Source organism: Pseudomonas sp. TAA207 (assembly GCF_001529285.1).
Classification (GTDB): Bacteria; Pseudomonadota; Gammaproteobacteria; order Pseudomonadales; family Pseudomonadaceae; genus Aquipseudomonas; species Aquipseudomonas weihenstephanensis.
Map to the genome: position 1 here is coordinate 23790 of NZ_LLWJ01000067.1, position 25604 is coordinate 49393.

32 protein-coding genes are annotated in these 25604 nt (G+C 53.8%); 31 read left to right on the top strand and 1 reads right to left on the bottom strand.

Annotated elements, in window-relative coordinates; translation table 11 throughout:
- Positions 1-6: 6 nt before the first annotated feature.
- The 23 genes from rpsC to bfr all read left to right on the top strand — a co-directional run bounded on the left by rpsC (position 7) and on the right by bfr (position 12530).
- Positions 7-693, top strand: a complete 687-nt coding sequence (gene rpsC, locus AP059_RS13415) for a 30S ribosomal protein S3 (RefSeq protein WP_003176422.1) — start codon at positions 7-9, stop codon at positions 691-693.
- Positions 694-705: 12 nt separating this feature from the next.
- A complete protein-coding gene (rplP, locus tag AP059_RS13420; protein WP_002555482.1) occupies positions 706-1119 on the top strand; it encodes a 50S ribosomal protein L16 in 414 nt (137 codons plus the stop codon).
- Positions 1119-1310: a 50S ribosomal protein L29 gene (gene rpmC, locus AP059_RS13425; RefSeq protein ID WP_002555481.1), complete on the top strand. Its 192-nt coding sequence runs from the start codon at positions 1119-1121 to the stop codon at positions 1308-1310. The genes rplP and rpmC overlap by 1 nt, the downstream gene beginning before the upstream one ends.
- 2 nt (positions 1311-1312) lie before the next feature.
- Complete coding sequence (gene rpsQ, locus AP059_RS13430; protein WP_003176419.1) at positions 1313-1579, top strand: 30S ribosomal protein S17; 267 nt, start codon at positions 1313-1315, stop codon at positions 1577-1579.
- Between the two features lie 23 nt (positions 1580-1602).
- Positions 1603-1971 (top strand): 50S ribosomal protein L14, encoded by a 369-nt coding sequence (gene rplN / locus AP059_RS13435; protein ID WP_002555479.1) that lies wholly within the window; start codon positions 1603-1605, stop codon positions 1969-1971.
- Positions 1972-1982: 11 nt separating this feature from the next.
- A complete protein-coding gene (rplX, locus tag AP059_RS13440; RefSeq protein ID WP_003444369.1) occupies positions 1983-2297 on the top strand; it encodes a 50S ribosomal protein L24 in 315 nt (104 codons plus the stop codon).
- Between the two features lie 22 nt (positions 2298-2319).
- On the top strand, positions 2320-2859 hold the full coding sequence (gene rplE / locus AP059_RS13445; RefSeq protein WP_048362313.1) for a 50S ribosomal protein L5: 540 nt from the start codon (positions 2320-2322) through the stop codon (positions 2857-2859).
- A 12-nt stretch (positions 2860-2871) separates the two neighbouring features.
- The gene (gene rpsN / locus AP059_RS13450; RefSeq protein WP_019409906.1) at positions 2872-3177 is read left to right on the top strand and encodes a 30S ribosomal protein S14; all 306 of its coding nucleotides are present in this window, start codon (positions 2872-2874) and stop codon (positions 3175-3177) included.
- A gap of 211 nt (positions 3178-3388) precedes the next feature.
- The gene (rpsH, locus tag AP059_RS13455; RefSeq protein WP_019409907.1) at positions 3389-3781 is read left to right on the top strand and encodes a 30S ribosomal protein S8; all 393 of its coding nucleotides are present in this window, start codon (positions 3389-3391) and stop codon (positions 3779-3781) included.
- Between the two features lie 12 nt (positions 3782-3793).
- The gene (rplF, locus tag AP059_RS13460; protein ID WP_016779180.1) at positions 3794-4327 is read left to right on the top strand and encodes a 50S ribosomal protein L6; all 534 of its coding nucleotides are present in this window, start codon (positions 3794-3796) and stop codon (positions 4325-4327) included.
- 10 nt (positions 4328-4337) lie between these two features.
- Positions 4338-4688, top strand: a complete 351-nt coding sequence (gene rplR / locus AP059_RS13465; protein ID WP_003444364.1) for a 50S ribosomal protein L18 — start codon at positions 4338-4340, stop codon at positions 4686-4688.
- Between the two features lie 3 nt (positions 4689-4691).
- Positions 4692-5192, top strand: a complete 501-nt coding sequence (gene rpsE / locus AP059_RS13470; protein ID WP_003186035.1) for a 30S ribosomal protein S5 — start codon at positions 4692-4694, stop codon at positions 5190-5192.
- 2 nt (positions 5193-5194) lie between these two features.
- Entirely contained in the window at positions 5195-5371 is a 177-nt protein-coding gene (gene rpmD, locus AP059_RS13475) for a 50S ribosomal protein L30 (RefSeq protein WP_003444363.1), read from the top strand.
- 3 nt (positions 5372-5374) lie between these two features.
- Positions 5375-5812: a 50S ribosomal protein L15 gene (gene rplO, locus AP059_RS13480; RefSeq protein WP_048362314.1), complete on the top strand. Its 438-nt coding sequence runs from the start codon at positions 5375-5377 to the stop codon at positions 5810-5812.
- Entirely contained in the window at positions 5813-7141 is a 1329-nt protein-coding gene (secY, locus tag AP059_RS13485; RefSeq protein ID WP_003444361.1) for a preprotein translocase subunit SecY, read from the top strand.
- Between the two features lie 32 nt (positions 7142-7173).
- Positions 7174-7290, top strand: a complete 117-nt coding sequence (gene rpmJ, locus AP059_RS13490; protein WP_002555468.1) for a 50S ribosomal protein L36 — start codon at positions 7174-7176, stop codon at positions 7288-7290.
- 129 nt (positions 7291-7419) lie between these two features.
- Complete coding sequence (gene rpsM, locus AP059_RS13495; RefSeq protein WP_016779184.1) at positions 7420-7776, top strand: 30S ribosomal protein S13; 357 nt, start codon at positions 7420-7422, stop codon at positions 7774-7776.
- Between the two features lie 30 nt (positions 7777-7806).
- Positions 7807-8196 carry a 30S ribosomal protein S11 gene (gene rpsK / locus AP059_RS13500; RefSeq protein WP_007924177.1) on the top strand — a complete coding sequence of 130 codons (390 nt, stop codon included), beginning with the start codon at positions 7807-7809 and terminating at the stop codon, positions 8194-8196.
- A gap of 18 nt (positions 8197-8214) precedes the next feature.
- Entirely contained in the window at positions 8215-8835 is a 621-nt protein-coding gene (rpsD, locus tag AP059_RS13505) for a 30S ribosomal protein S4 (RefSeq protein ID WP_048362315.1), read from the top strand.
- A 22-nt stretch (positions 8836-8857) separates the two neighbouring features.
- Positions 8858-9859 carry a DNA-directed RNA polymerase subunit alpha gene (locus AP059_RS13510; RefSeq protein ID WP_003176403.1) on the top strand — a complete coding sequence of 334 codons (1002 nt, stop codon included), beginning with the start codon at positions 8858-8860 and terminating at the stop codon, positions 9857-9859.
- A 42-nt stretch (positions 9860-9901) separates the two neighbouring features.
- Positions 9902-10288: a 50S ribosomal protein L17 gene (gene rplQ / locus AP059_RS13515; protein WP_016779185.1), complete on the top strand. Its 387-nt coding sequence runs from the start codon at positions 9902-9904 to the stop codon at positions 10286-10288.
- Between the two features lie 173 nt (positions 10289-10461).
- A complete protein-coding gene (locus AP059_RS13520) occupies positions 10462-11910 on the top strand; it encodes a catalase (RefSeq protein ID WP_059763672.1) in 1449 nt (482 codons plus the stop codon).
- Positions 11911-12065: 155 nt separating this feature from the next.
- On the top strand, positions 12066-12530 hold the full coding sequence (bfr, locus tag AP059_RS13525) for a bacterioferritin (RefSeq protein WP_048362317.1): 465 nt from the start codon (positions 12066-12068) through the stop codon (positions 12528-12530).
- 59 nt (positions 12531-12589) lie between these two features.
- Here bfr and uvrA read toward each other — a convergent pair whose 3' ends face one another.
- Complete coding sequence (uvrA, locus tag AP059_RS13530; RefSeq protein WP_059763673.1) at positions 12590-15424, bottom strand: excinuclease ABC subunit UvrA; 2835 nt, start codon at positions 15422-15424, stop codon at positions 12590-12592.
- Between the two features lie 197 nt (positions 15425-15621).
- Here uvrA and AP059_RS13535 point away from each other — a divergent pair, with 197 nt between their 5' ends.
- From AP059_RS13535 to AP059_RS13570, 8 genes are all read left to right on the top strand, one after another.
- Positions 15622-17013 (top strand): MFS transporter, encoded by a 1392-nt coding sequence (locus tag AP059_RS13535; RefSeq protein WP_048401537.1) that lies wholly within the window; start codon positions 15622-15624, stop codon positions 17011-17013.
- 9 nt (positions 17014-17022) lie between these two features.
- On the top strand, positions 17023-17562 hold the full coding sequence (locus tag AP059_RS13540; RefSeq protein ID WP_048362320.1) for a single-stranded DNA-binding protein: 540 nt from the start codon (positions 17023-17025) through the stop codon (positions 17560-17562).
- A 142-nt stretch (positions 17563-17704) separates the two neighbouring features.
- The gene (locus tag AP059_RS13545; protein ID WP_059763676.1) at positions 17705-18919 is read left to right on the top strand and encodes a site-specific integrase; all 1215 of its coding nucleotides are present in this window, start codon (positions 17705-17707) and stop codon (positions 18917-18919) included.
- Positions 18909-20429, top strand: coding sequence for a site-specific integrase (locus tag AP059_RS13550; RefSeq protein ID WP_059763678.1), 1521 nt, complete (start codon positions 18909-18911; stop codon positions 20427-20429). The genes AP059_RS13545 and AP059_RS13550 overlap by 11 nt, the downstream gene beginning before the upstream one ends.
- A complete protein-coding gene (locus tag AP059_RS13555; protein ID WP_059763680.1) occupies positions 20422-22428 on the top strand; it encodes a hypothetical protein in 2007 nt (668 codons plus the stop codon). Before AP059_RS13550 ends, AP059_RS13555 begins: the two co-directional genes overlap by 8 nt.
- A gap of 3 nt (positions 22429-22431) precedes the next feature.
- Entirely contained in the window at positions 22432-22845 is a 414-nt protein-coding gene (locus tag AP059_RS13560; RefSeq protein WP_059763682.1) for a hypothetical protein, read from the top strand.
- Positions 22845-23237, top strand: coding sequence for a VPA1267 family protein (locus tag AP059_RS22775; protein ID WP_256209868.1), 393 nt, complete (start codon positions 22845-22847; stop codon positions 23235-23237). The genes AP059_RS13560 and AP059_RS22775 overlap by 1 nt, the downstream gene beginning before the upstream one ends.
- A 52-nt stretch (positions 23238-23289) precedes the next feature.
- Entirely contained in the window at positions 23290-25581 is a 2292-nt protein-coding gene (locus AP059_RS13570) for an AAA family ATPase (protein WP_059763685.1), read from the top strand.
- The last annotated feature ends 23 nt before the right edge of the window (positions 25582-25604 follow it).

The window sequence follows — 25604 nt, forward strand, 5'->3', positions numbered from 1 at the left end:
GAAGAGATGGGTCAGAAAGTACATCCCATTGGCATTCGCCTGGGAATCGTCAAGGAGCACACCTCCGTCTGGTACGCAGACGGCCGGACTTATGCGGACTATTTGTTCGCTGATCTGAAGGTGCGTGAATACCTCCAAGACAAACTAAAAAGCGCGTCCGTAAGCCGTATCGATATCCATCGTCCGGCCCAAACTGCACGTATCACCATCCACACTGCTCGTCCAGGTATCGTTATCGGGAAGAAAGGTGAAGATGTTGAGAAACTGCGTCAGGACCTGACCAAGCAAATGGGTGTGCCTGTGCACATCAATATCGAAGAGATCCGCAAGCCGGAACTTGACGGTATGCTGGTTGCGCAGAGCGTAGCTCAGCAGCTGGAGCGTCGTGTAATGTTCCGTCGCGCGATGAAACGCGCTGTACAGAACGCTATGCGCATTGGTGCCAAAGGCATCAAAATCCAAGTGAGCGGTCGTCTCGGCGGTGCTGAAATTGCACGTACTGAATGGTATCGCGAAGGTCGTGTGCCATTGCACACCCTGCGTGCCGACATCGACTATGCCAACTACGAAGCTCACACCACTTATGGTGTGATCGGTGTAAAGGTTTGGATCTTCAAAGGCGAAGTAATTGGTGGTCGCCAAGAAGAGCTGAAGCCACAAGCACCAGCGCCTCGTAAAAAAGCTGCTAAGTAAGGGGTACGCCAAATGTTACAACCTAAGCGTACGAAGTTCCGCAAGCAGATGACAGGCCACAACCGTGGCTTGGCATTGCGCGGTAGCAAAGTCAGCTTCGGCGAGTTCGCGCTGAAGTCTGTTGCTCGTGGTCGTCTCACCGCTCGTCAGATCGAATCAGCGCGTCGTGCACTGACCCGTCACGTTAAGCGTGGCGGTAAGATCTGGATCCGTGTATTCCCGGACAAACCAGTTACCAAAAAGCCCCTCGAAGTTCGAATGGGTAAAGGTAAGGGTAACGTGGAATATTGGGTTGCCCAGATTCAGCCAGGCAAAGTCCTGTATGAAATCGAGGGTGTTACTGAAGAGCTGGCGCGTGAGGCTTTCGCCCTGGCTGCTGCAAAGCTGCCGCTCGCCACCTCCTTTGTTAAACGGACGGTGATGTGATGAAAGCGAATGAACTTCGTGAAAAATCCGCACAGCAGCTGAACGAGCAATTGCTCGGCTTGCTGCGCGACCAGTTCAATCTGCGCATGCAGAAAGCAACTGGCCAGTTGGGGCAGTCGCATCTGCTCTCGCAAGTTAAGCGTGACATCGCTCGCGTGAAGACTGTGCTCAACCAGCAGGCAGGTAAGTAATCATGGCTGAAGCCGAAAAAACTGTCCGTACGCTGACTGGCCGTGTTGTCAGCGACAAGATGGACAAGACCATCACCGTTCTGATCGAGCGTCGCGTTAAGCACCCGATCTACGGTAAATACGTTAAGCGTTCGACTAAGCTGCACGCGCACGACGAAACCAATCAGTGCCACATCGGCGACAAAGTCACTATTCGTGAAACTCGTCCGCTGGCCAAGACTAAGTCTTGGGCATTGGTTGATGTTCTCGAACGCGCTGTGGAAGTCTAAGGACTAGGGGTCGGAGAAATTATATGATTCAGACTCAATCCATGCTCGATGTGGCCGATAACAGCGGCGCACGCCGTGTTATGTGCATCAAGGTGCTGGGTGGCTCCCATCGTCGTTACGCTGGTATCGGTGACATCATCAAAGTTACCGTGAAGGAAGCAATTCCTCGCGGTAAAGTGAAAAAAGGCCAAGTGATGACTGCTGTTGTAGTCCGCACTCGTCACGGCGTACGTCGTGCTGATGGCTCCATTATCCGCTTTGATGGCAACGCTGCTGTTCTTCTGAACAACAAGCAAGAGCCGATCGGCACCCGTATCTTTGGGCCAGTGACCCGTGAACTTCGTACTGAGAAGTTCATGAAGATCGTCTCGCTCGCCCCAGAAGTGCTGTAAGGAGATCCGACATGCAAAAGATTCGTCGTGACGACGAGATCATCGTGATCGCCGGCAAAGACAAAGGTAAGCGCGGTAAGGTGCTTAAGGTTCTCGCTAATAACCGTCTGGTTATTGGTGGTCTGAACCTGGTAAAGCGTCATACCAAGCCTAACCCGATGTCGGGCGTGCAGGGCGGTATCGTCGAGAAAGAAGCTCCACTGGACGCTTCTAACGTCGCCATCTTCAACGGCGAAACCAACAAGGCTGACCGCGTTGGTTTCAAAGTAGAAGAAGGCAAAAAAATTCGTGTCTTCAAGTCGACCCAAAAAGCGGTTGATGCTTGAACACTGCTAGGTAGATAAGACCATGGCACGACTAAAAGAGATTTACCGGAAGGAAATCGCTCCGAAACTTAAGGAAGAACTTAAGCTTTCGAACGTGATGGAAGTTCCGCGCGTTACCAAAATCACCCTGAACATGGGTTTGGGCGAAGCGATCGGTGATAAAAAAATCATCGAGCACGCTGTAGCTGATTTGGAAAAGATCACGGGTCAAAAAGTTGTTGTGACTTACGCTCGCAAGTCCATCGCAGGCTTTAAAGTTCGCGAAGGCTGGCCGATCGGCGTCAAAGTAACTCTGCGCCGTGAGCGTATGTACGAATTCCTGGATCGTCTGCTGTCGATCTCCCTGCCTCGGGTACGCGACTTCCGCGGCCTGAATGCCAAGTCCTTCGATGGTCGTGGTAACTACAGCATGGGCGTAAAAGAGCAGATCATTTTCCCGGAAATTGACTACGACAAAATCGATGCTCTCCGCGGTCTGGACATTACCCTGACCACCACTGCTCGAACGGATGATGAAGGTCGCGCCCTGTTGCGTGCTTTCAAATTCCCGTTCCGCAACTGATTGGAGTAGACCATGGCTAAGATGAGCATGAAAAACCGCGAGCTGAAGCGTCAGCTCACGGTTGCTAAGTTCGCCAAGAAGCGTGCTGAGCTGAAAGCTATCATCGTGGATCTGAACGCAAGTCCAGAAGCGCGTTGGGAAGCTCAAGTTGCTCTGCAGAAGCAGCCACGTGATGCAAGCGCTGCGCGCATGCGTAACCGCTGCCGCTTGACTGGTCGTCCGCATGGTGTTTACCGCAAGTTCGGCCTGGGCCGTAACAAATTGCGTGAAGCAGCAATGCGTGGCGACGTACCTGGTCTGGTTAAAGCCAGCTGGTAAGGCGAAACGGCAGAGTCGTCATTGTCAGGGTCGCAAGATCCTGACAGTCGGTGACCTTGAACATGAATCAAGCCCCTATTGGGGCTTGATTCATTTCTGGTGTGTGTCTAGAATGACCGGCTCGCCTGAGCCCGTGCTTTTTAGCTGCGTGTCACTCGGCGATAGTTGTAGCCGCAAGGCTAATTATTTTTGTAACAGGAGCGTCTAGCCCATGAGTATGCAGGACCCGTTAGCGGACATGCTAACTCGAATCCGTAATGCCCAGATGGCTGAAAAGTCCGTCGTAAGCATGCCATCTTCCACGTTGAAGGTAGCTGTAGCTAAAGTCCTGAAGGACGAAGGTTACATCGCGGATTATCAGATCAGCAGCGAAATCAAACCACTGCTGTCTATCGAGCTGAAGTACTTCGAAGGCCGTCCAGTCATCGAAGAAGTTAAGCGCGTTAGCCGTCCAGGCCTGCGTCAGTACAAGTCCTCCGATGATCTGCCAAAAGTTCGTGGCGGTCTCGGTGTGTCTATCGTCTCCACCAACAAAGGTGTGATGACGGATCGTGCTGCGCGCGCTGCCGGTGTCGGCGGCGAAGTTCTTTGCACTGTGTTCTAAGGGGGGATAAGCATGTCACGCGTCGCTAAGAACCCCGTTAAGCTGCCAGCTGGTGTCGAAGTAAAATTCGCCGGCCAACAGCTTTCGGTGAAGGGTGCCAAGGGCACTCTAGAACTGAACATCCATTCGTCCGTTGAGATCGTTGAAGAAGCCGGTGAGTTGCGTTTCGCTGCTCGCAATGGCGATCAACAAACTCGCGCAATGGCTGGTACCACTCGTGCGTTGGTAAACAACATGGTCCAAGGCGTAAGCCAAGGCTTCGAGCGTAAGCTCCAGCTGGTCGGTGTTGGTTACAAAGCGCAAGCAAAAGGCACAGTGCTGAACCTGGCTCTTGGCTTCTCGCACCCAGTGGATTACGAATTGCCGGAAGGCATCACCGCTGAGACACCAAGCCAAACCGACATCCTGATCAAGGGTATCGATAAGCAACTGGTAGGTCAGGTCGCCGCTGAGATCCGCGGTTTCCGTCCACCAGAACCTTATAAAGGTAAGGGTGTACGTTACGCGGACGAAGTCGTCCGTCGTAAAGAAGCCAAGAAGAAGTAGGGCATAGCAAATGACCGACAAAAAAGTTACTCGACTGCGTCGCGCTCGCAAAGCACGTCTGAAAATGCACGAACTCGAAGTCGTGCGTCTCTGCGTGTTCCGCTCGTCTCAGCATATATACGCCCAGGTCATCTCGGCCGACGGCAGCAAAGTCCTGGCAAGCGCCTCGACTTTGGACAAAGAACTGCGTGATGCTGCTACTGGCAACATCGACGCGGCCACAAAGGTTGGCCAGCTGGTCGCTACGCGTGCAAAAGCCGCTGGCGTCTCGCAGGTGGCTTTCGACCGCTCTGGCTTCAAGTACCACGGCCGCGTGAAAGCGCTGGCTGAGGCTGCTCGTGAAGCTGGGCTGGAGTTCTAAGTTATGTCAAATAACGACCAAAAGCGCGACGAAGGCTACATTGAGAAGCTGGTTCAAGTTAACCGCGTAGCCAAAACCGTTAAAGGCGGCCGTATCTTCACCTTCACCGCGTTGACCGTGGTAGGTGATGGTAAAGGGCGTGTTGGCTTCGGCCGTGGCAAGTCACGTGAAGTGCCTGCTGCGATCCAGAAGGCAATGGAAGCTGCTCGCCGCAACATGATCCAAGTTGACCTGAACGGTACAACTCTGCAGTACGCAATGAAGTCTGCTCATGGCGCTTCGAAGGTGTACATGCAGCCTGCTTCTGAAGGTACCGGTATCATCGCTGGCGGCGCTATGCGTGCTGTCCTCGAAGTTGCTGGCGTTCAGAACGTACTGGCCAAGTGCTACGGCTCGACTAACCCGGTAAACGTGGTTCACGCCACTTTTAAAGGTTTGAAAGCTATGCAATCTCCTGAATCCATTGCTGCCAAGCGCGGCAAAAGTGTCAAGGAGATCTTCTGATCATGGCTACCGTAAAAGTAACGCTGATCAAAAGCATGACCGGCCGCATCCCTAATCACAAACTGTGCATTAAGGGTCTGGGTCTGCGTCGCATCGGTCACACTGTAGAAGTACTTGATACTCCCGAGAATCGCGGGATGATCAACAAGGCTTACTACATGCTGCGTGTAGAGGGTTAATCGATGAAACTCAATGATCTGAGTCCAGCGCCGGGTTCCCGTCGCGAAAAGCATCGTCCGGGCCGTGGTATCGGTAGTGGTTTGGGTAAGACTGGTGGCCGTGGTCACAAAGGTCAGTCCTCCCGCTCCGGTGGCACAATTGCTCCAGGCTTTGAAGGCGGTCAACAGCCGCTGCATCGCCGTCTGCCTAAGTTCGGTTTCGTTTCCCTGAAAGCTATGGATCGCGCAGAAGTGCGTTTGTCCGAGCTGGCTAAAGTGGACGGCGACATCGTTACTCTGCAGACCCTGAAAGATGCCAACGTGATCAACGTCAACGTACTGCGTGTGAAAATCATGCTGTCCGGTGAAGTGACTCGCGCTGTCACAATCGGCAAGGGAATCGGCGCCACCAAAGGTGCGCGTTCGGCTATCGAAGCAGCTGGCGGCAAGTTCGAGGAATAAATGGCTAAGCAAGGTGCTCTCTCAGCGCTCAGCAAAGGCGGGTTATCCGAGCTCTGGGCTCGTCTGCGTTTTCTATTCCTGGCGATTATCGTCTACCGAATAGGCGCACACATCCCAGTTCCAGGTATTAACCCGGACCGGCTAGCGGACCTGTTTCGACAGAATGAGGGGACCATTCTTAGCTTGTTCAACATGTTTTCCGGCGGTGCGCTGGAGCGGATGAGTATTTTTGCGTTGGGGATCATGCCGTATATTTCGGCATCGATCATCATGCAGCTTATGTCCGCTGTCAGCCCACAGCTGGAGCAGTTGAAGAAGGAAGGTGAAGCTGGTCGTCGCAAGATAAGCCAGTACACCCGCTACCTCACTGTCGCTCTTGCTCTTGTTCAGGCTATTGGCATGTCCATAGGTCTGGCAGGGCAAGGCGTAGCGTTCACTGGTGACCTAGGCTTCCATTTCGTTGCAGTAACCACGTTTGTGGCGGGTGCAATGTTCATGATGTGGCTGGGTGAGCAGATTACAGAGCGTGGTGTTGGCAACGGTATCTCGATGTTGATTTTTTCGGGTATCGTCGCCGGTCTTCCGAGAGCAATTGGGCAGTCTTTCGAGTCTGCGCGTCAGGGCGATATCAATATCTTCGCCCTGGTTGCTATCGGTTTGCTGGCAGTAGCGATTATCGGTTTTGTGGTGTTCATTGAGCGTGGTCAGCGTCGTATTGCTGTTCACTACGCCAAGCGTCAGCAGGGCCGCAAGGTTTTTGCTGCACAGACAAGCCACTTGCCGCTAAAAGTGAATATGGCCGGCGTTATCCCGGCTATTTTCGCGAGCAGCATTTTGCTGTTCCCGGCTTCGCTGGGTGCCTGGTTTGGTCAGTCTGAAGGTATGGGCTGGTTGCAGGACATCTCGCAGTCGATCGCTCCTGGTCAGCCGTTGAATATTCTGCTGTTTAGTGCAGGGATTATTTTCTTCTGCTTCTTCTATACGGCGTTGATGTTCAATCCGAAAGACGTAGCGGAAAACCTGAAGAAGTCCGGTGCCTTTATTCCGGGTATCCGTCCAGGTGAGCAGTCGGCACGCTATATTGATGGCGTTTTGACTCGTTTGACTCTGTTCGGTGCTCTTTATATGACGGCCGTGTGCCTGTTGCCCCAGTTCCTGGTGGTTGCGGCAAACGTTCCGTTCTACCTTGGCGGGACCTCGTTGCTGATCGTTGTTGTGGTTGTTATGGACTTCATGTCCCAAGTACAATCGCACCTCGTTTCGCACCAGTACGAATCCCTGATGAAGAAAGCCAACCTGAAGGGCTACGGCAGCGGCATGCTCCGCTGAAGTACTACCCCGTAAGGTGAGAGGAGTTGGTGATGAAAGTTCGTGCATCGGTGAAAAAGCTGTGCCGTAACTGCAAGATTATTCGCCGCGAAGGTGTTGTTCGGGTAATTTGCAGCGCGGAACCACGTCACAAACAGCGCCAAGGCTGAGTGTGATCTGTTTGAAGCCCAGCAGCTAGTGCGCTGCTGGGTTGATTATTTGTTATTACAGCGATATTATCTCGCGCCCTATTTCTTGGCTTCCGGGGCGTAGGTAGCTGTCAATTGGAGTCCCACTGAATGGCCCGTATTGCAGGCGTTAACATTCCAGATAACAAGCACACTGTTATCTCGCTGACCTACATCTATGGTGTTGGTCGCACTACCTCACAGAAAATCTGTGCGGATGCTGGTGTAAACCCAGCCGCTAAGATCAAGGATCTGAGCGACGAGCAGATTGAGTTGCTGCGTGGCGAAGTGGCAAAGTTCACCACTGAAGGTGATCTGCGTCGTGAAGTCAACATGAAAATCAAACGCTTGATGGACTTGGGCTGCTACCGCGGTCTGCGCCATCGTCGTGGTCTTCCAGTGCGCGGTCAGCGTACCAAGACCAACGCGCGTACTCGCAAAGGTCCGCGTAAGCCGATCCGCAAGTAATCGCACCAGCGAATCGACAGGAATTTAGTCATGGCAAAACCTGCTGCTCGTCCTCGTAAAAAGATTAAAAAGACAGTGGTTGATGGCATCGCCCACATCCACGCGTCTTTCAACAACACCATCGTGACCATCACCGACCGTCAGGGTAATGCGCTTTCTTGGGCTACCTCCGGTGGTTCGGGTTTCCGCGGTTCTCGCAAGTCCACGCCGTTTGCTGCTCAAGTAGCTGCTGAACGTGCTGGTCAAGCTGCGCTGGAATATGGCCTGAAAAACCTTGACGTTAACGTTAAGGGCCCAGGTCCAGGTCGTGAGTCCGCTGTCCGTGCTTTGAACGGCTGTGGCTATAAGATCGCCAGCATCACCGACGTGACGCCAATCCCGCACAACGGGTGCCGTCCGCCGAAGAAGCGCCGCGTGTAATCCAGGAGACTGTAAAGAATGGCTCGTTACATTGGTCCAAAATGCAAACTGGCACGTCGTGAAGGCACCGATCTCTTCCTGAAGAGTGGTGTGCGCGCTATCGAATCGAAGTGCAATATTGAAGCTGCTCCAGGCATCCACGGCCAACGCCGCGGTCGCCAATCCGACTACGGCACCCAACTGCGTGAAAAGCAGAAGGTCCGTCGTATCTACGGCGTTCTCGAGCGTCAGTTCAGCGGCTACTACAAACAAGCTGCTGGCAAAAAAGGTGCAACCGGTGAAAACCTGCTGCAACTGCTCGAATGCCGTCTGGATAACGTCGTATACCGTATGGGTTTCGGTTCTACTCGTGCCGAATCTCGTCAGTTGGTATCGCACAAGTCGATCAGCGTAAACGGTCAGACCGTTAACGTACCGTCGTTCCAGGTTCGTGCTGGTGACGTGGTCGCTATCCGCGAGAAAGCAAAGAACCAGCTTCGCATTGTCCAAGCTCTCGATCTGTGTGCCCAACGTGGCCGCGTAGAATGGGTAGAAGTAGACACTGAGAAGAAGTCGGGCGTTTTCAAGAACGTTCCTGCTCGCAGTGATCTGTCCGCCGACATCAACGAAAGCCTGATTGTCGAGCTCTACTCCAAGTAAGGGCTAGAAAATAGGTGCATCCATGCAGATTTCGGTAAATGAGTTCCTGACACCTCGCCATATTGATGTGCAAGTTGTCAGTCCAACCCGCGCTAAAATCACTCTCGAGCCTCTCGAGCGTGGTTTTGGCCACACCCTGGGCAACGCGCTGCGCCGCATCCTGTTGTCCTCAATGCCAGGCTGTGCAGTAGTCGAGGCCGAGATTGATGGTGTGCTCCACGAGTACAGCGCCATCGAAGGTGTACAGGAAGACGTAATTGAAATCCTGTTGAACCTTAAAGGTCTGGCTATCAAGCTGCACGGCCGTGACGAAGTTACGCTGACCTTGTCGAAGAAGGGTTCGGGGGTGGTTACCGCTGCCGATATTCAGCTGGATCATGATGTCGAGATCGTTAATCCCGATCACGTAATCGCCAACCTGGCGTCTAACGGCGCCTTGAACATGAAGCTCACTGTAGCTCGTGGTCGTGGTTATGAACCAGCCGACTCGCGTCAGAGCGATGAAGACGAAAGCCGCAGCATTGGTCGCTTGCAGCTTGATTCTTCGTTCAGCCCGGTTCGCCGTATCGCATACGTGGTGGAAAACGCCCGTGTCGAGCAGCGCACCAACCTGGACAAACTGGTTATTGATCTGGAGACCAACGGTACCCTGGATCCTGAAGAGGCCATTCGTCGTGCTGCAACCATCCTGCAACAGCAGTTGGCTGCATTCGTCGACCTCAAAGGTGACAGCGAGCCAGTGGTTATCGAACAGGAAGACGAGATCGATCCGATCCTGCTTCGTCCGGTTGACGATCTGGAACTGACCGTGCGTTCGGCCAACTGCCTTAAGGCGGAGAACATTTACTACATCGGTGACCTGATTCAGCGCACCGAAGTAGAACTGTTGAAGACTCCGAACCTGGGCAAGAAATCCTTGACTGAAATCAAGGACGTTCTGGCCTCCCGTGGTCTGTCCCTCGGCATGCGCCTCGACAACTGGCCGCCTGCAAGTCTTAAGAAGGACGACAAGGCGACTGCCTGATCGTCGTAATCACCGAACGTTGTGTTTGGTAAGGAATGAACCATGCGTCATCGTAAAAGTGGTCGTCACCTGAGCCGCACTAGCTCGCACCGCAAGGCTATGTTTCAAAACATGGCAGTGTCGTTGTTCGAGCACGAGCTGATCAAAACGACTCTGCCGAAAGCCAAAGAACTGCGTCGTGTTGCTGAGCCGCTGATTACTCTGGCCAAGATTGATTCTGTTGCTAACCGCCGTCTGGCATTCGACCGTACTCGTTCGAAAGCCATGGTTGGTAAGCTGTTCAACGATCTGGGCAAGCGTTATGCAACTCGTGAGGGTGGCTACCTGCGCATCCTCAAGTGCGGTTTCCGCGCTGGCGACAACGCGCCTATGGCGTACGTCGAGTTGGTTGATCGTCCAGTTGGCGGTGAAGCTGTATCCGCTGAGTAAGACGTCAGTCTCTACAAAGAACCGGGCCTAGTGCCCGGTTTTTTGTGCGCGTTGAATTAAGTTTTTCTATTGTTACGCATCATTTAATGCATTTGCCCATGTTAAATACATGGTCAATACTCCTCCTCAGCCGATTAGCCGGCAGCACCAAGACTGACTGAGGAAGTAAACGCATGAGCCAGACCAAAACGCTTACCACCGCCAGCGGCGCCCCTGTAGCTGATAACCAGAATTCTCGTTCTGCCGGTCCTCGCGGCCCCTTGCTGCTCGATGACTTCCATTTGCTTGAGAAGCTCGCGCATTTCAACCGCGAAAATATTCCAGAGCGTCGTGTCCACGCAAAAGGTTCAGGTGCGCACGGTACGTTCACCCTCACCCGTGAGATGACCCAGTTCAGCAGCGCCAAACTGTTCGATACCCTTGGCAAGCAAACGCCGACATTCATGCGCTTCTCTACTGTGGGTGGTGAACGCGGTTCTGCTGACACCGAGCGCGACCCGCGCGGCTTTGCCATCAAGTTCTACACCGAAGAAGGTAACTGGGACATTGTGGGTAACAACACGCCTGTGTTTTTCATCCGTGATCCACTGAAGTTTCCTGACTTCATTCACACGCAAAAGCGTCTGCCGCAGAGCAATCTGAAAAGCGCACAAATGATGTGGGACTTCTGGTCGCACTCACCGGAGTCTCTGCACCAGGTCACGATCTTGTTTTCTGACCGAGGCATTCCTGATGGCTACCGCCACATGCACGGCTTCGGCAGCCACACTTACAGCTTGATCAACGCTGCGGGTGAGCGTCATTGGGTTAAATGGCATTACAAAACCAAGCAAGGCATCAAAAACCTGCCACCGGCAGAAGCTGCACGTTTGGCAGGCACTGATCCTGACTACGCTCAGCGTGATCTGTTTGGTGCAATTGAGCGTGGCGACTTCCCGAAATGGCGCGTTTGCATGCAGGTAATGACCGAAGCGCAGGCCGCTGCACATTACGAAAACCCGTTTGATGTGACTAAAACCTGGTCGCAAAAAGAGTTCCCGTTGATAGAAATTGGCGAGCTGGAGTTGAACCGCAACCCGCTCAACTATTTCGCAGAAGTCGAACAAGCCGCTTTTGGGCCTAGCAACATGATTCCGGGCGTAGGTCTGTCTCCTGATCGCATGCTGCAAGGCCGTGTGTTCGCTTACGCCGATGCGCATCGCTATCGTGTAGGGACTAACCACCAACACCTGCCGATCAACTCGCCTCGTGTACCCGTTCACACGTACCAGCGTGATGGCTCGATGGCATATGGCAACAATGGGGGGGCAGCGCCGAACTACGAGCCTAATAGCTACGCAGACGCTCCCAAGCAGGCGCCGCAGTACGCTGAGCCGCCTTTGGCGTTGAGCGGCGCAGCGGACCGTTACGATCACCGTGAAGATAGCGACTACTACAGCCATGCCGGTGCTTTGTTTCGCTTGATGAATGAGGAGCAGAAAGCCTTGCTCATCAACAATATTGCAGGCGCCATGGCCGGGGTATCGGACGACGTGGTGGAGCGTCAGCTTCAGCATTTCTACAATGCCGATCAGGCGTATGGTGACGGTGTTGCAAATGCGCTGGGTGTACAGCGTAACTAACTCTAAGTGAGAAGCAGAACCGCCCTCAATTGGGCGGTTTTTGCGTTTTTTAACCTGTTTTTCTCGTCATAAGAGGGTATTTATTGCGATTGAGCCGTGACCTCTTGGTCGGCTTGGTTCAAACTACAGCCTTTCAAGCAGGGAGATGTGGGCCGATGCTAGGGCACCCGGAAGTAATCGATTACCTCAACACGTTGCTGACCGGCGAGCTGGCTGCACGTGACCAATATTTCGTCCATTCCCGTATGTATGAGGATTGGGGTTTCACAAAGTTGTACGAGCGTATCAACCACGAGATGGAAGAAGAGGCACAACACGCAGATGCGTTGATGCGCCGGATTCTGATGCTTGAAGGTACGCCGCGTATGCGCCCGGATGACTTGGATGTGGGTACTTCTGTACCGGACATGTTCGCCGCAGATTTACGCCTTGAGTACAAAGTACGTGCTGCACTGTGCAAAGGCATTGAGTTGTGCGAGCTACACAAGGATTACGTCAGCCGCGACATGCTGCGTATTCAGTTGGCTGATACCGAAGAAGATCACACCTACTGGCTGGAAAAACAGCTGGGCCTGATCAAGTCAATCGGCCTTCAGAACTACCTGCAATCGCAGTTCTGATGGCTCAGTAAAAAGCCCCTGTCATCTCACGATGACAGGGGCTTTATCATGCGTTGCGGTTAAGCTTTGTCGCGGATCAGTAACGGCTTCAGATAGAAGCCTGTGTGTGACTGCTTCATTTCAGCGACGTCTTCAGGCGTGCCGGTGGCAATGATCTGCCCACCTTTGGAGCCGCCTTCAGGACCGAGGTCCACCAGCCAGTCGGCTGTTTTAATCACGTCCAGGTTGTGCTCGATGACCACCACGGTGTTGCCGTGATCGCGCAGACGATGCAGCACATCCAGCAACTGTTGAATATCCGCAAAGTGCAGGCCCGTTGTTGGCTCGTCGAGGATATACAGGGTTTTACCAGTGTCACGCTTGGACAGCTCGCGGGACAGCTTCACCCGCTGCGCTTCACCGCCTGACAGTGTCGTGGCAGATTGTCCGAGCTTGATGTATGACAAGCCTACGTCCATCAACGTTTGCAGCTTACGCGCCAAGGCAGGCACCGCATCGAAGAACACACGGGCTTCTTCGATGGTCATCTCCAGCACTTCGTGGATGCTCTTGCCCTTGTATTTGATCTCAAGGGTTTCGCGGTTATAGCGCTTGCTTTTGCACACGTCGCACGGCACGTAGATGTCAGGCAGAAAGTGCATCTCTACCTTGATCAAACCATCACCTTGGCACGCCTCGCAGCGACCCCCTTTCACGTTGAACGAGAAACGCCCCGGACCATAGCCCCGGGAGCGGGATTCAGGCACGCCAGAAAACAGTTCGCGAATGGGGGTAAACAGCCCGGTGTACGTCGCCGGGTTGGAACGCGGCGTACGGCCGATCGGGCTTTGGTCGATGTCTACGACTTTATCCAGGTGCTCCAGACCTTTAATGCTGTCGTGAGCGGCGGCTTCCAGCGTGGTAGCACCGTTCAAGGCCGTTGCGCTGAGCGGGTAGAGCGTGTTGTTGATCAGCGTCGACTTGCCTGACCCTGAAACACCGGTCACACACGTCAGCAAACCAATCGGGATCTCAAGGTCTACATTGCGCAAATTGTTGCCGCGCGCGCCTTTGAGCGACAAGGTCAGCTTCTTGTTGCGGGGTGTGCGTTTGGCAGGGACTGCGATCTTCACCCGGCCCGACAAGTATTTGCCCGTCAGCGAGTCAGGGTGGGCCATGACTTCGGCAGGCGTGCCTTGCGCAACGATATGGCCACCATGTACGCCCGCGCCCGGCCCGATGTCCACCACATAGTCCGCCAGCCGGATGGCATCTTCATCGTGCTCGACGACAATCACCGTATTGCCAATGTCGCGCAGGTGCTTGAGCGTGCCCAGCAAGCGATCGTTATCGCGCTGATGCAAACCGATAGACGGCTCGTCGAGGATATACAGCACGCCCACCAAGCCCGCACCAATCTGGCTGGCCAAGCGAATGCGCTGCGCTTCGCCGCCGGATAATGTGTCGGCGCTACGGTCCAGAGACAAGTAATCCAGACCCACATTCACCAGGAACTGTAAGCGCTCGCGAATCTCTTTAAGAATCTTGTCCGCAATTTCGCCACGGCGGCCGGTCAGGCTCAGCGTGCTGAAATACTCTGTTGCATCGCCAATCGGCATGTTGGTAACGGCAGGGAGGGTTTTTTCGCCCACCCACACATGGCGCGCTTCACGGCGCAAACGCGTGCCCCGGCAGTCGGGGCAGGCCTGCGTGCTGAGGAACTTGGCCAGCTCTTCGCGCACGGTCGCCGACTCGGTTTCACGATAGCGACGCTCAAGATTGGGCACGATGCCTTCGAACGGGTGCGCGCGTTTAACGATGTCGCCGCGATCATTCAAATAGCGGAAGTCCACATTCTGGGTACCGCTGCCATACAGAATGACTTTCTGTTTGTCCGCAGGCAGCTCGCTGAACGGCACTTCGAGGCTGAAATCGTAATGCTTGGCCAGCGCACCGAGCATCTGGAAGTAATAGACGTTACGCCTGTCCCATCCACGGATGGCGCCTTCGGCCAAGGTTAAATCGCCGTTGACCAGGCGCTTGATGTCGAAAAACTGCTTCACGCCCAAACCATCGCACGTCGGGCAAGCGCCCGCCGGGTTGTTGAAGGAAAACAGTTTGGGTTCCAGTTCGCTGATGGCATGCCCGCAAATAGGGCAGGCAAAGCGCGCCGAGAAAATCATTTCTTCGCCAGGCTCGTCGTCCATTGGCGCGACCAAGGCGATGCCATCGGCCAGTTTCAGAGCTGTTTCAAACGATTCAGCCAAACGTTGTTGCAGGTCCGCACGTACTTTAAAGCGGTCAACCACCACATCGATGGTGTGTTTTTTCTGCTTGTCCAGCTTCGGCAGTTCATCCAGCTCGCAGAGTTTTCCGTTAACCCGCGCACGCACAAATCCTTGCGCTCGCAGCTCTTCAAACACCGACAAATGCTCGCCCTTGCGCTCACGAATCACCGGCGCCAGCAACATCAGCTTGCTGCCTTCGGGTTGTGCCAGCACCAAGTCGACCATCTGGCTGACGGTCTGTGCTTCCAGGGGAATATCGTGATCCGGGCAACGCGGAATACCGACCCGGGCATACAGCAAACGCAGGTAGTCGTAAATTTCAGTGATGGTGCCGACAGTTGATCGCGGGTTGTGTGAGGTTGATTTCTGCTCGATGGAGATTGCTGGCGACAGACCTTCGATGGTGTCGACGTCAGGCTTTTCCATCATTGACAGAAACTGCCGCGCATAGGCTGACAGTGACTCGACATAACGTCGCTGGCCTTCGGCATACAACGTGTCAAACGCCAGGGATGATTTGCCGGAGCCAGACAGTCCGGTGATGACGATCAGTTTGTCCCGTGGCAGGGTCAGGTCGATGTTCTTCAGGTTGTGGGTTCGTGCCCCACGTATCAGGATCTTGTCCACTGCGGCCTCGCTTGGCGGGCATTACGTAAACGAATGAGTATACGGCGCTGTGCGAAAGCTGTGCAGGCCCTTAATGGCACGATGTCATTAAGCAGCCTTTATAACTTTTACGTGACAAAGCGTCGCGCATCGCTCGTGTGTGTGCTGTTACACGATGGGACTGGTAGAATCGCCGCCGGTTCACACGAGGTTTTTCCATGCACGATCCCCATAGCGAACGCATGAGTGGTAGCGAGACCCGCGCAGCAAGCGGTCTGGCCCTTGTGTTTGCCTTCCGTATGCTTGGTATGTTCATGGTGTTGCCCGTATTGGCGACCTATGGGATGGACCTCGCAGGTGCTACACCGGCCTTGATTGGCCTGGCCATTGGTGCCTATGGCCTGACTCAGGCGCTTTTTCAAATTCCGTTCGGGGTTATTTCTGACCGCATTGGTCGGCGCCCGGTGATCTACCTCGGATTAATTGTCTTTGCCTTGGGCAGCGTACTGGCTGCGAACTCGGATTCAATTTGGGGCGTGATTGCAGGACGAGTCCTTCAAGGCGCCGGCGCCATTTCTGCTGCCGTCATGGCTCTGCTTTCTGATCTGACTCGCGAACAACACCGCACCAAAGCCATGGCCATGATCGGCATGACCATTGGGTTGTCGTTTGCCGTGGCAATGGTCGTAGGCCCGTTGTTAACCCGCGCATTCGGTTTGTCGGGTTTGTTTTTAGCCACCGGCGCGATGGCTCTGGTGGGGATTGTGATCGTCATGTTCATGGTGCCGCGCTCAACCGGTACGTTGCAGCACCGTGAATCCGGCGTGGCCAGGCAGGCTTTGATACCGACCTTGCGCCATCCCGATTTGCTGCGCCTGGACCTCGGCATCTTTGTGTTGCACGCCATGTTGATGTCCAGCTTCATCGCCTTGCCGCTGGCGCTGGTTGAAAAAGCCGGTTTGCCCAAGGAACAACACTGGTGGGTCTACCTGACTGCCTTGCTTATTTCTTTCTTCGCCATGATCCCGTTCATTATCTACGGCGAGAAAAAACGCAAAATGAAACGAGTTTTACTCGGCGCCGTCGCGACGTTGATGCTCACTGAGCTATTCTTCTGGCAGTTCGGCGACAGCTTGCGCGCCTTAGTGATCGGCACGGTGGTGTTTTTCACCGCGTTCAATCTGCTAGAGGCGTCATTGCCTTCGCTGATCAGCAAAGTGTCACCGGCGGGCGGCAAGGGCACGGCGATGGGCGTTTATTCCACCAGCCAATTCCTTGGTTCAGCACTGGGCGGCATACTCGGCGGCTGGTTATTTCAGCATGGCGGTCTGTCGGTTGTGTTCCTTGGATGCGCAGGTCTGGCTGCCCTCTGGCTCGCCTTTGCTGTTACCATGCGCGAACCTCCGTATGTGACAAGCGTGCGCTTGCCGTTATCGCCTGAGGCGCTTCGCGAAGCAGGCCTGAGCGAGCGTTTGAAGGCTGTTGCTGGAGTCACTGATGCAGTGGTGGTAGCCGAAGAGGCTGCCATTTATATCAAATTGGACACCGAACTATTGGATCGCGCGACACTCGAGCAGTTGGTTAACCCAGCGCCGACGTGCGAAGCCTAGGAGAACGTTATGGCCCGTGGGGTTAACAAAGTTATATTGGTCGGCACGTGCGGCCAGGATCCCGAAGTTCGCTACTTGCCTAACGGTAATGCCGTGACCAACCTGAGTCTGGCAACCAGCGAACAGTGGACTGACAAGCAAACTGGCCAGAAAGTCGAAAAGACTGAATGGCACCGTGTCTCGATGTTCGGCAAAGTGGCTGAAATCGCCGGCGAATACCTGCGTAAAGGTTCGCAAGTCTACATCGAAGGCAAGCTGCAAACCCGTGAGTGGGAAAAAGACGGTATCAAGCGTTACACCACTGAAATCGTGGTCGACATGCAGGGCACCATGCAGCTGCTGGGTGGCCGTCCTCAGGGCGACCAACAAAACCAGGGTGGTGGCAATAACTACCAACAGCAGCAGTCTGCCCCGCGTCAGCAGGCTCAACGCCCTGCGCCGCAACAGCAGCAACAGCAGCCACAGCGTGATTCGCGCCCAGCGCCGCAACAGCAGGCACCGCAACCTGCTCCGGATTTCGACAGCTTTGATGACGACATCCCGTTCTAGAGTCCACCTGAGACTTTTTTGTAAAGTTTTATAAGAAAGCCCCCGCCCTGCGGGGGCTTTCTCGTTTTCGCGGCGTAAAAAATCGCTGACGATTTATTTCCACGCTCTTACCTTGAATTTACGTAAGGAATTCGAGGTGTGTATGCAGTCGATCAGAAGATTTCAGGGTGAGTCGGGGGAGAGGTTCTCAATCCTTGTCGACGATACTGGGATGCCTCTCTACTACCCGGCGCTCTATGTGACAGCCGAGCTGCGCGGTGCCTCCCTCTCGATCAACACGATCAACAGTGTGTTGTCATCGCTCAAGTTGCTGTTCGCCTGGCAGGACTACTACAACCTGGAGTTGGAGTCGCGGTTTAAGCGAAGCGAACTGCTCCTGCCTCATGAGATCCATTCCCTTCGAGACTTCGCTCAGAAACGGCTGGCGGACATGCGACCGAAGGACGGCAAGGTGGTGTCCATCAAAGGGCGTCGTAAGCGAGTTAGCAGAGACAGCCAGTACAACCGCATGACTGACATTGCATGCTTCGTGGGTTTTCTGGCAGGCAGACTGCACCCCATGACGGAGAGCAGTGCGAGTTCAATTGCGGCCATGGTCGCGCAGATCAAGGCGAACCGTCCTAAGACTCCCGGTAAGACCGAGTCAGACCGGTCGGAGACCCATCTCGATGACACCCTGCTAGACAAGCTTGAAGAGATCCTCACTCCTGGCCATGAAGCCAACCCTGTCATAGACATCGGCATTCAATTCAGGAATGCGCTGCTGTTCGGGCTCCTCCGTATCACTGGGATGCGGCGAGGAGAGGTACTGAATCTCAAGATAGCGGATTTCGACTTTGCTAAAAACACCGTCAAAGTTGTCCGACGTGCGGACTCACCAGATGATCCAAGGACTTATCAACCCTTGGCCAAGACCCGTGAACGCACCTTTCCCCTGATTCAAGAGTTCATGGACAAAATCCGTGATTACATTTCTCGTTATCGCAACAAGGTTCCAGGTGCACGAAAGCATGGTTACCTATTCGTAACTCATAAACCCGGTGATACTTTGGGATGGCCATTATCTAACTCCGGATTTGGGCGCTTCATTGAAACTTTGTCTAGTCTCGCTAACGAATTTTCTGGACTTCACGCCCATTCTCTTCGTCATCATTGGAATTACATTTTCTCTCAGAATTGCGATGAGAGGGGAACGAGCCCTGAGCGCGAAGAAAAGCTCCGCTCATACCTGATGGGATGGAACGAAACCTCAGGTACTGCTCGCACATACAATAAGCGTCATATCAAAGAACAAGCCGGTAAGGCAGTGATTGGTTTGCAAGAGAAGTATTTGAGGAAGTCTTCTAGTGATCGTTAATAATGGTGATCTGTCGTCTCGCTATCTGCGTACTGATTTTCTGTCAAGGGACGGTTATGAAGTTGTCATTTCGTCTGATCATTGGCGCTTGAGTAAAGATATCGCTTTTTATCCAAGTGACATCGATGAGTTGATCGGTAGCGAATTGGGCGTGAGCTTTCGCCAAGTATTGGCAGTGTATGCCGAAACTTGCTCTGCTAACTACGCGAAAAATCTTTTTACATGGTTGAAACCTTATTTGGAGTTCTGTGTGGGTTTCGAACTTTTTAGTTCGGAATCTCTGATTTCATATCGGGCTAGCTTAGGCAAGAACGACTGGATGCTGAGTTCGATTCGAGTTTTCATGCGTACATGGACTGCGCTTGGCTATCCCGGTGTTCCTCCCCAAGCGTTGAGCATGATCGAAAAGTGGAAGATCAAAGGAAACGAAAAAGGATACGCAGTTCAGTCAATGTGTCCAGAGAGCGGCCCGCTTACTGATATTGAAATGGATGGGATTGTTTCAAACGTGATCGAAGGATTTGCGGAGGGTAGGATAAAGCTCCGGGATACATGCTATGCGATGATCCTGTCCATGACAGGGCGTAGGCCAATTCAGATTACTGCGCTGAAAATTAAGGATCTGATTAAGCCAGGTCAAAAATATTATGTGAATTTCCCTCGCGCCAAACAGCGGCATGCGGACTGGCGGAGTTCTTTTTCCAAGTTTGAAATTGTGGAGGATCTGTGGGTTCTGCTGCAGTCCCAAGCGGAAGCAGTACGATTGGCCTTCGAGGACGCTTACGGTAAGGCGCTCGAACGTGATCTCATTCTAGAATTGCCTCTATTCCCTGCCTTGGGCAATTACGACCCGAAGGGGAGTTTGAAAGACCAATTGGACGGTGACTTCCTCCACGCGCGGTCGCAGGAAGTTACTGAGGTCATGCGGAGCGTCAAAGAAATCATTGGTGTAGTTAGCGAGCGAACCGGGGCCGTTACTCATCTTAATGCATACCGCTTCAGGTATACCCTTGGCACTAACCTGGCCAGGGAGGGGAAGGGTGAGTACGTCATTGCGGAGGCTCTCGATCATTCGGATCTTCAGAATGCTGGCGTTTATGTAAAGAACATTCCTGACATAGTTGAGCGGATTGACAAGGCTGTGGCTCTGCAGCTGGCCCCACTGGCTCAGGCGTTCCAAGGTGTCCTTGTGGTGAATGAGTCGAAAGCTCGGCGGGGTGATGACCGTAGCAGCCGGATCTGCAGCGCCGGAGGAAATGTTGGTACCTGTGGCAGCTACGGTTTTTGTGGTGCTCTGGCTCCTATCGCTTGTTACACCTGTTCTCACTTCCAGCCCTGGCTGGATGGGCCTCATGAATTTGTTCTGGAGGAACTGATCGCTGAGCGTGACGGTGTCCTAGCGAGCACAGGTGATCTGAAGATAGCGTCCGTGAATGACCGGCTCATCCTCGCCGTCAGTGATGTAGTTACCCGTTGCAATGCCATGAAGGGCGACTCCGCCGATGAGTAATATTTTTCAGTTCGTTCCCAAGCCTCAGCTGACCAGCCAGCAAAACCTGGAAGAGTTCATCCTCATGTGCCGGGACAGGCTCACAGTATTTGGCTCCGATCTCGACTGGTACAGTAATGCGTGGCCAGGTGTGGGTAACTTCGCAAAGAAAGGGGCACCATCCCGTGGGTATACCGAGGATCAGCTCCTCAACGCTGGCATCATTCCTTTCGCTAAAGCCTACGTTCGTTACCAGCAGGGACATAATCCGAACAAGCTCAAAAACGAGTTCAAGGCGATCCGTTGCATTGAAGCTGCTTTGCTTGAAATCAAAGGTTCCGCTGACATCACGCTAACCGACATTAGTGTCTTGGATGAGGCCGCGAAAGTAGCGCGCACTTATGATAGCTCGTCGTATCAGGCTGGCATCAGCTTAGTGAAGCTTGTCAATTTTTTGAATGAAAGCCGAATCATTCCAGCGCCAATCGCTTGGAAAAATCCCATCAAGAAGCCAGCAGAGATTCATCGTACGGATGATGTTGCCAAGCTGCGGCGCGAGGAAAAAATGCCTCACGACTACATGCTTGAAGCCATGGCTGAGATGTTCAACAACGACCTGCAAGGCGCACGAGATCGCTTCACTACGTCGATCTTTGCGCTGTGCATGTGCGCACCGTCCAGGATTACAGAAGTTCAAGATCTCCCAGTGAACTGCCTGCATCGGGCAACCGACGCAAAGGGCGTCGAGCGCATGGGGCTAAGGTTCTACGCCGGCAAGGGATTTGAATCCGACATCAAGTGGATACCCACCCCGATGGTGCAAATCGCTGAGGAAGCAGCTCGTCGTCTCACCGAAATGTCTGAGCCAGGCCGCAAGCTAGCGAAGTGGCTTGAAAGCCATCCAGACAAGTTTTACCGACACGAAGATTGCCCGAACGTAGGGGAGAATCAGCAGCTAACGAATGAGCAAGCCTGCCAAGCTTTAGGTGTCTCGGCGAGTGGAAATGCTAGAGACGCCCTCAAAACCGCGTTTCGGGGGTACGAGCCATACGGCGAAATCTATGCCCGTAAAGGGTTTGTGACGCTGTCATTTCTCAATGACTTCATGCACAGCAAGCTGCCAAAGGGTTGGCCATGGCTTAATAAAGAACGGCACATCAAATATTCCGAAGCCCTTTGCTGCTTTCGTCAGAATGAACTGCGTTTGGATATGCCGCCTCGACCTATCATTGTCTGGGCTCCAGGGAAGAGTACGTTCACCACTGACATCAATTACATCGATGGCCAAGAGCGCAGCATTTGGGAGCGGAATGGGTACAAGAACCCTGACGGTACTCCCATCTCCATGACATCTCACCAAGTTCGCCACTACCTGAATACGCTGGCTCAACGCGGCAGCCTGGGCCAGTTGGACATCGCCAAATGGTCAGGGCGAGCCAACATCCACCAGAACGCTACCTATAACCACATGACAACTGATGAGCATGTCGAGATGGCGAGGGAGGCGGGAATTGGCGTCGCTTTGACCAAGATCAGAGAGAACACACCAGTAACATTAGCTGACCTCGATGCCTTGGGTGAGGGGATTGCTCACATCACAATCTTCGGCTTCTGCGTGCATGACTATTCGATGCTGCCGTGCCAGAAGCACCGTGACTGTCTGAATTGCACTGAGCAGGTCTGTGTGAAAGGGGATGACGGCAAGCTTGAACGACTCAAGAGCCACCGTGACGGAATCCGTGTTCAGCTTGCAAAGGCGCAGGCTGCCAACGAGGACGGTATCTACGGTGCAGATCGCTGGAGTCAGCATCAGATCAAAACCCTTGAGCGAGCTGATCAACTGATTGAAATTCTGGAGTCGAAGGATACACACGACGGTACGATCATTCGTTTGAGCAATGACCAGGAGTTCAGTCCGCTGAAGCGTGCTATTGCTGCTCGATCAACTGCCCCGAGCCTGCCTGCACCTGAAAACGACGAGCCGGACATGGACGAGCTCCGTGCACTGATGGGGATGTAAGGCATGGCAAAGCACTTGAGTCCAAAAGACCTGGATATGATTGTCGGCTTGATTGACGGTTGGGAAGGAAAGCTCGCCTGGGAGGCGCTTTGCGATGCCATTGAGCCGTTGATAGGGTCACGGCCCACTCGGCAAACCCTGAATTCACACGAGAAGATTAAGAGCGCGTTCACCCACCAAAAAGCCAGGCTGAAGTCCGGATTTGTTTCAACCAAGCGACCTGCAAGCCTCAGCATCGCTGAGCAGAGAATTCGTCGGCTGGAGGCTGAAAATCACCGACTAGAGCGTGAGAACGAACGGTTGTTGGAGCGGTTCATGCGTTGGCAGTACAACGCCCATAAATTCAACGTGTCGGCGGACAAGCTTGATGCTCCGCTGCCGTTTGTTGACCGTGACTCCTCAGAGGCGAAATCCTGATGGCTAACGGGCAGCAGATTGCTGAACAAAACCACGCTGCATTTCTTGCCTGGGCAACCTCGAAGACTGACGGTGACTTCAGAGAGTACGTTCACCGGGGCAAGCTGAAGCGTTCCGAAATCGCAACTGAGTGCGGGTTCGGGAAGAGTGCTCTAGTGCAGAATCCGGCCATCCGGTCGGCGCTGGAGAGCCTTGAGGCCGAACTCAGGGTGGCAGGGGTATTGCCTCCGATGGTGGCTTCTCTGCCATCTGGACAGAAAGTGGAGCCTGCGCTGAGAGACACTGATGCGAAACAGCGGAGGCAGGACGGTCAGCGACTGAATTCTCTGGAGCAAGAGAACGCCGCGTTGCGCGCTGAGCTCCAAGCCGCCAAGCCGCCAAGCAAATGCTAGATCGCCACACGCTCATGAGCGAGTTTCTCGAAGAAACCGGAAGGATGCCCAGATGAATGCCATTGCCCCTATGCTGATCAACATCAGTGTACGCATCACCAGCATCCGTTCTGCTAACCGCAAGGGGTGTATCGCATTCGGTCATCGCATGGATGTTGTTCGGGGCATCAATGACCGGTCGAGACCTGTGGTCATCAAGGTGGCGGACGCTATCGCCAAGCTCTCCGACATCGCTGTAGGCGCCATCTTTGAGATCTATGGCGAAGTCACCACTATCCTGAGGACTCATGGTGCGTTTGCGATCAATGAAATGACCGTTGATGCCCAGGATATTCGTCTTGTTCGCCCGAGCGGCTCTCAAGTAATCCAGTGGTTAGGTGACAACGTCAGAGGGGTTGGTGAAGTTAAGGCTACTCGGCTTTGGGATACTCTGGGAGAGCGGCTTTATGAAGTGCTCGATCATGCTGATCACGAAGCCATAATGCTGATCATCCCGACTGAAGATGTTCGAGAGGGCATGTTCAAGCGTTGGGCTGAAGACGGAGATGCTAAAACACTCCGCTTCGTCCAGGACAAGCAAATCCCACTAGGCCTAGCCAGGAAAGCAATTCGGTTCCACAAGAAGAACACGATCTCCGCGCTGACCAGTGATCCGTATCGGCTTCTCAGTTTCGCAGGGGTATGGGGGCTGGTGGATGGCATCGCCAGAGATAGCTTTGGCGTGAGCATTGATGATAATCGAAGGATTGCTGCGGCATTGGAGGAGGCTCTGTATCGAGCTTCTGAGAAAGGCCACACATGCAGCTCACTTAGAGATCTTCAGGCCACCGTCGGGCAACTGATCAAACCCCATTCAGCTCCAAGCGCGGCGCTGGCAAAGGCCTTGTTGGCGGGCTCGTCAGCCGGTCAGTTTGTATGCAAGGAACTCGATCACCTGGGTGTGATGCTATTTGCACCTGGCTCTTGGCTGATGGAGCGACGTTGTGCTCAGTTCATCCGAGACCTAATCGTTACCCCGTCGTTGCAGCCACAGCTGTTCGCTGTGGATGTAAGCGAGGTCATCACGCAGTTTGAGGCGGGGGAGAGGGTGCATCTGGGGCTTCCTGCATTCGGTTTGAACCAAGCTCAGCAGCTCGCTGTGGCTACCTCGTTTGCCAAACGCTTCAGCATCATCACTGGTGGTGCCGGCGTTGGAAAAACCACCGTACTCAAAGCCCTGTACAAAGCCCTCGATACGACAGGTCGACCTCGATTCCAAATGGCGCTATCTGGCCGAGCCACCGCTCGAATGATTGAAGCTACGGGCGAGGAAGCGCGGACTATTGCAGGCTTTCTGAACAAGGTGACAGACAAAGAAATGGGGTCGGCGCCAATCATCGTCATCGATGAAGCGTCGATGCTTGATCTTGTCACGTTCTACCGACTGGTTCAGAAGCTACCACCTGAAAGTCAGGTGATCCTAGTTGGCGACCCTTACCAACTACCACCCATTGGAGCCGGACTTATCCTGCACGTGCTGTGCAGCATGCCCGGAGTGCCGACCACTGAGCTCACCGAGGTTAAGCGGCAGTCGAAAGAGTCCGCCATACCATTGGCGTCCGGCCAGATTCGCGTTGGATTACAGCCAACATTTAGCTCCAACGAAACTGATGACGTAGTGTTTTTGCCTTGCTCCGATGATCAAATCATTTCGACTGTAATTCGGCTTTATGAGCAAGATACGGAAAATACACAGATCCTTTCTGCCACCAGATCATGTGCCTTCGCTGGGGTCGAGACGATCAATCGAACCTGCCACCTCAGATATGCTGACCACAGCCGTCCCTTACTCGCGGAAAACCCTGAAACAGGTGAGATCGAGGCAACAGGCTTGTGCGTCGGGGATCTGGTTATGTACACCACAAACGATTGGATGCGGAACCTGCAAAACGGATCGCTTGGCCAGATTGATGAGGTGTTTGATAAACCGCAATCAGTAGACCTAGGGGATGAGAACAAACCTCGTATCGCCATAGCGCTGGGAATGGCGACCTTTGATGGTGTTCAACATTACATTCTGGACACCGACGTCGATTCAATAGAGCTCGCTTACTCCATCACGGTGCACAAGGCACAGGGGTCACAATTCAAGAGGGTAATCATCCCTGTCCGCAAATCACGCATCCTAGACAGAACATTCGTCTACACCGCAGTCACCAGGGCTCAGGTGCAGGTCATCCTGGTGGGCGACATCGATGCGGTGCGAGACGCTATCAGGTTGCCACCCAAGGCCTTTTCAAGGCAGGTTGGTTTGAAGGCGCTTCTTGAGGCCGAACTTCAAGCAGGTGATAGTGAGACATCGTAAATCTCAAGAGGCCAAGGGGGGAG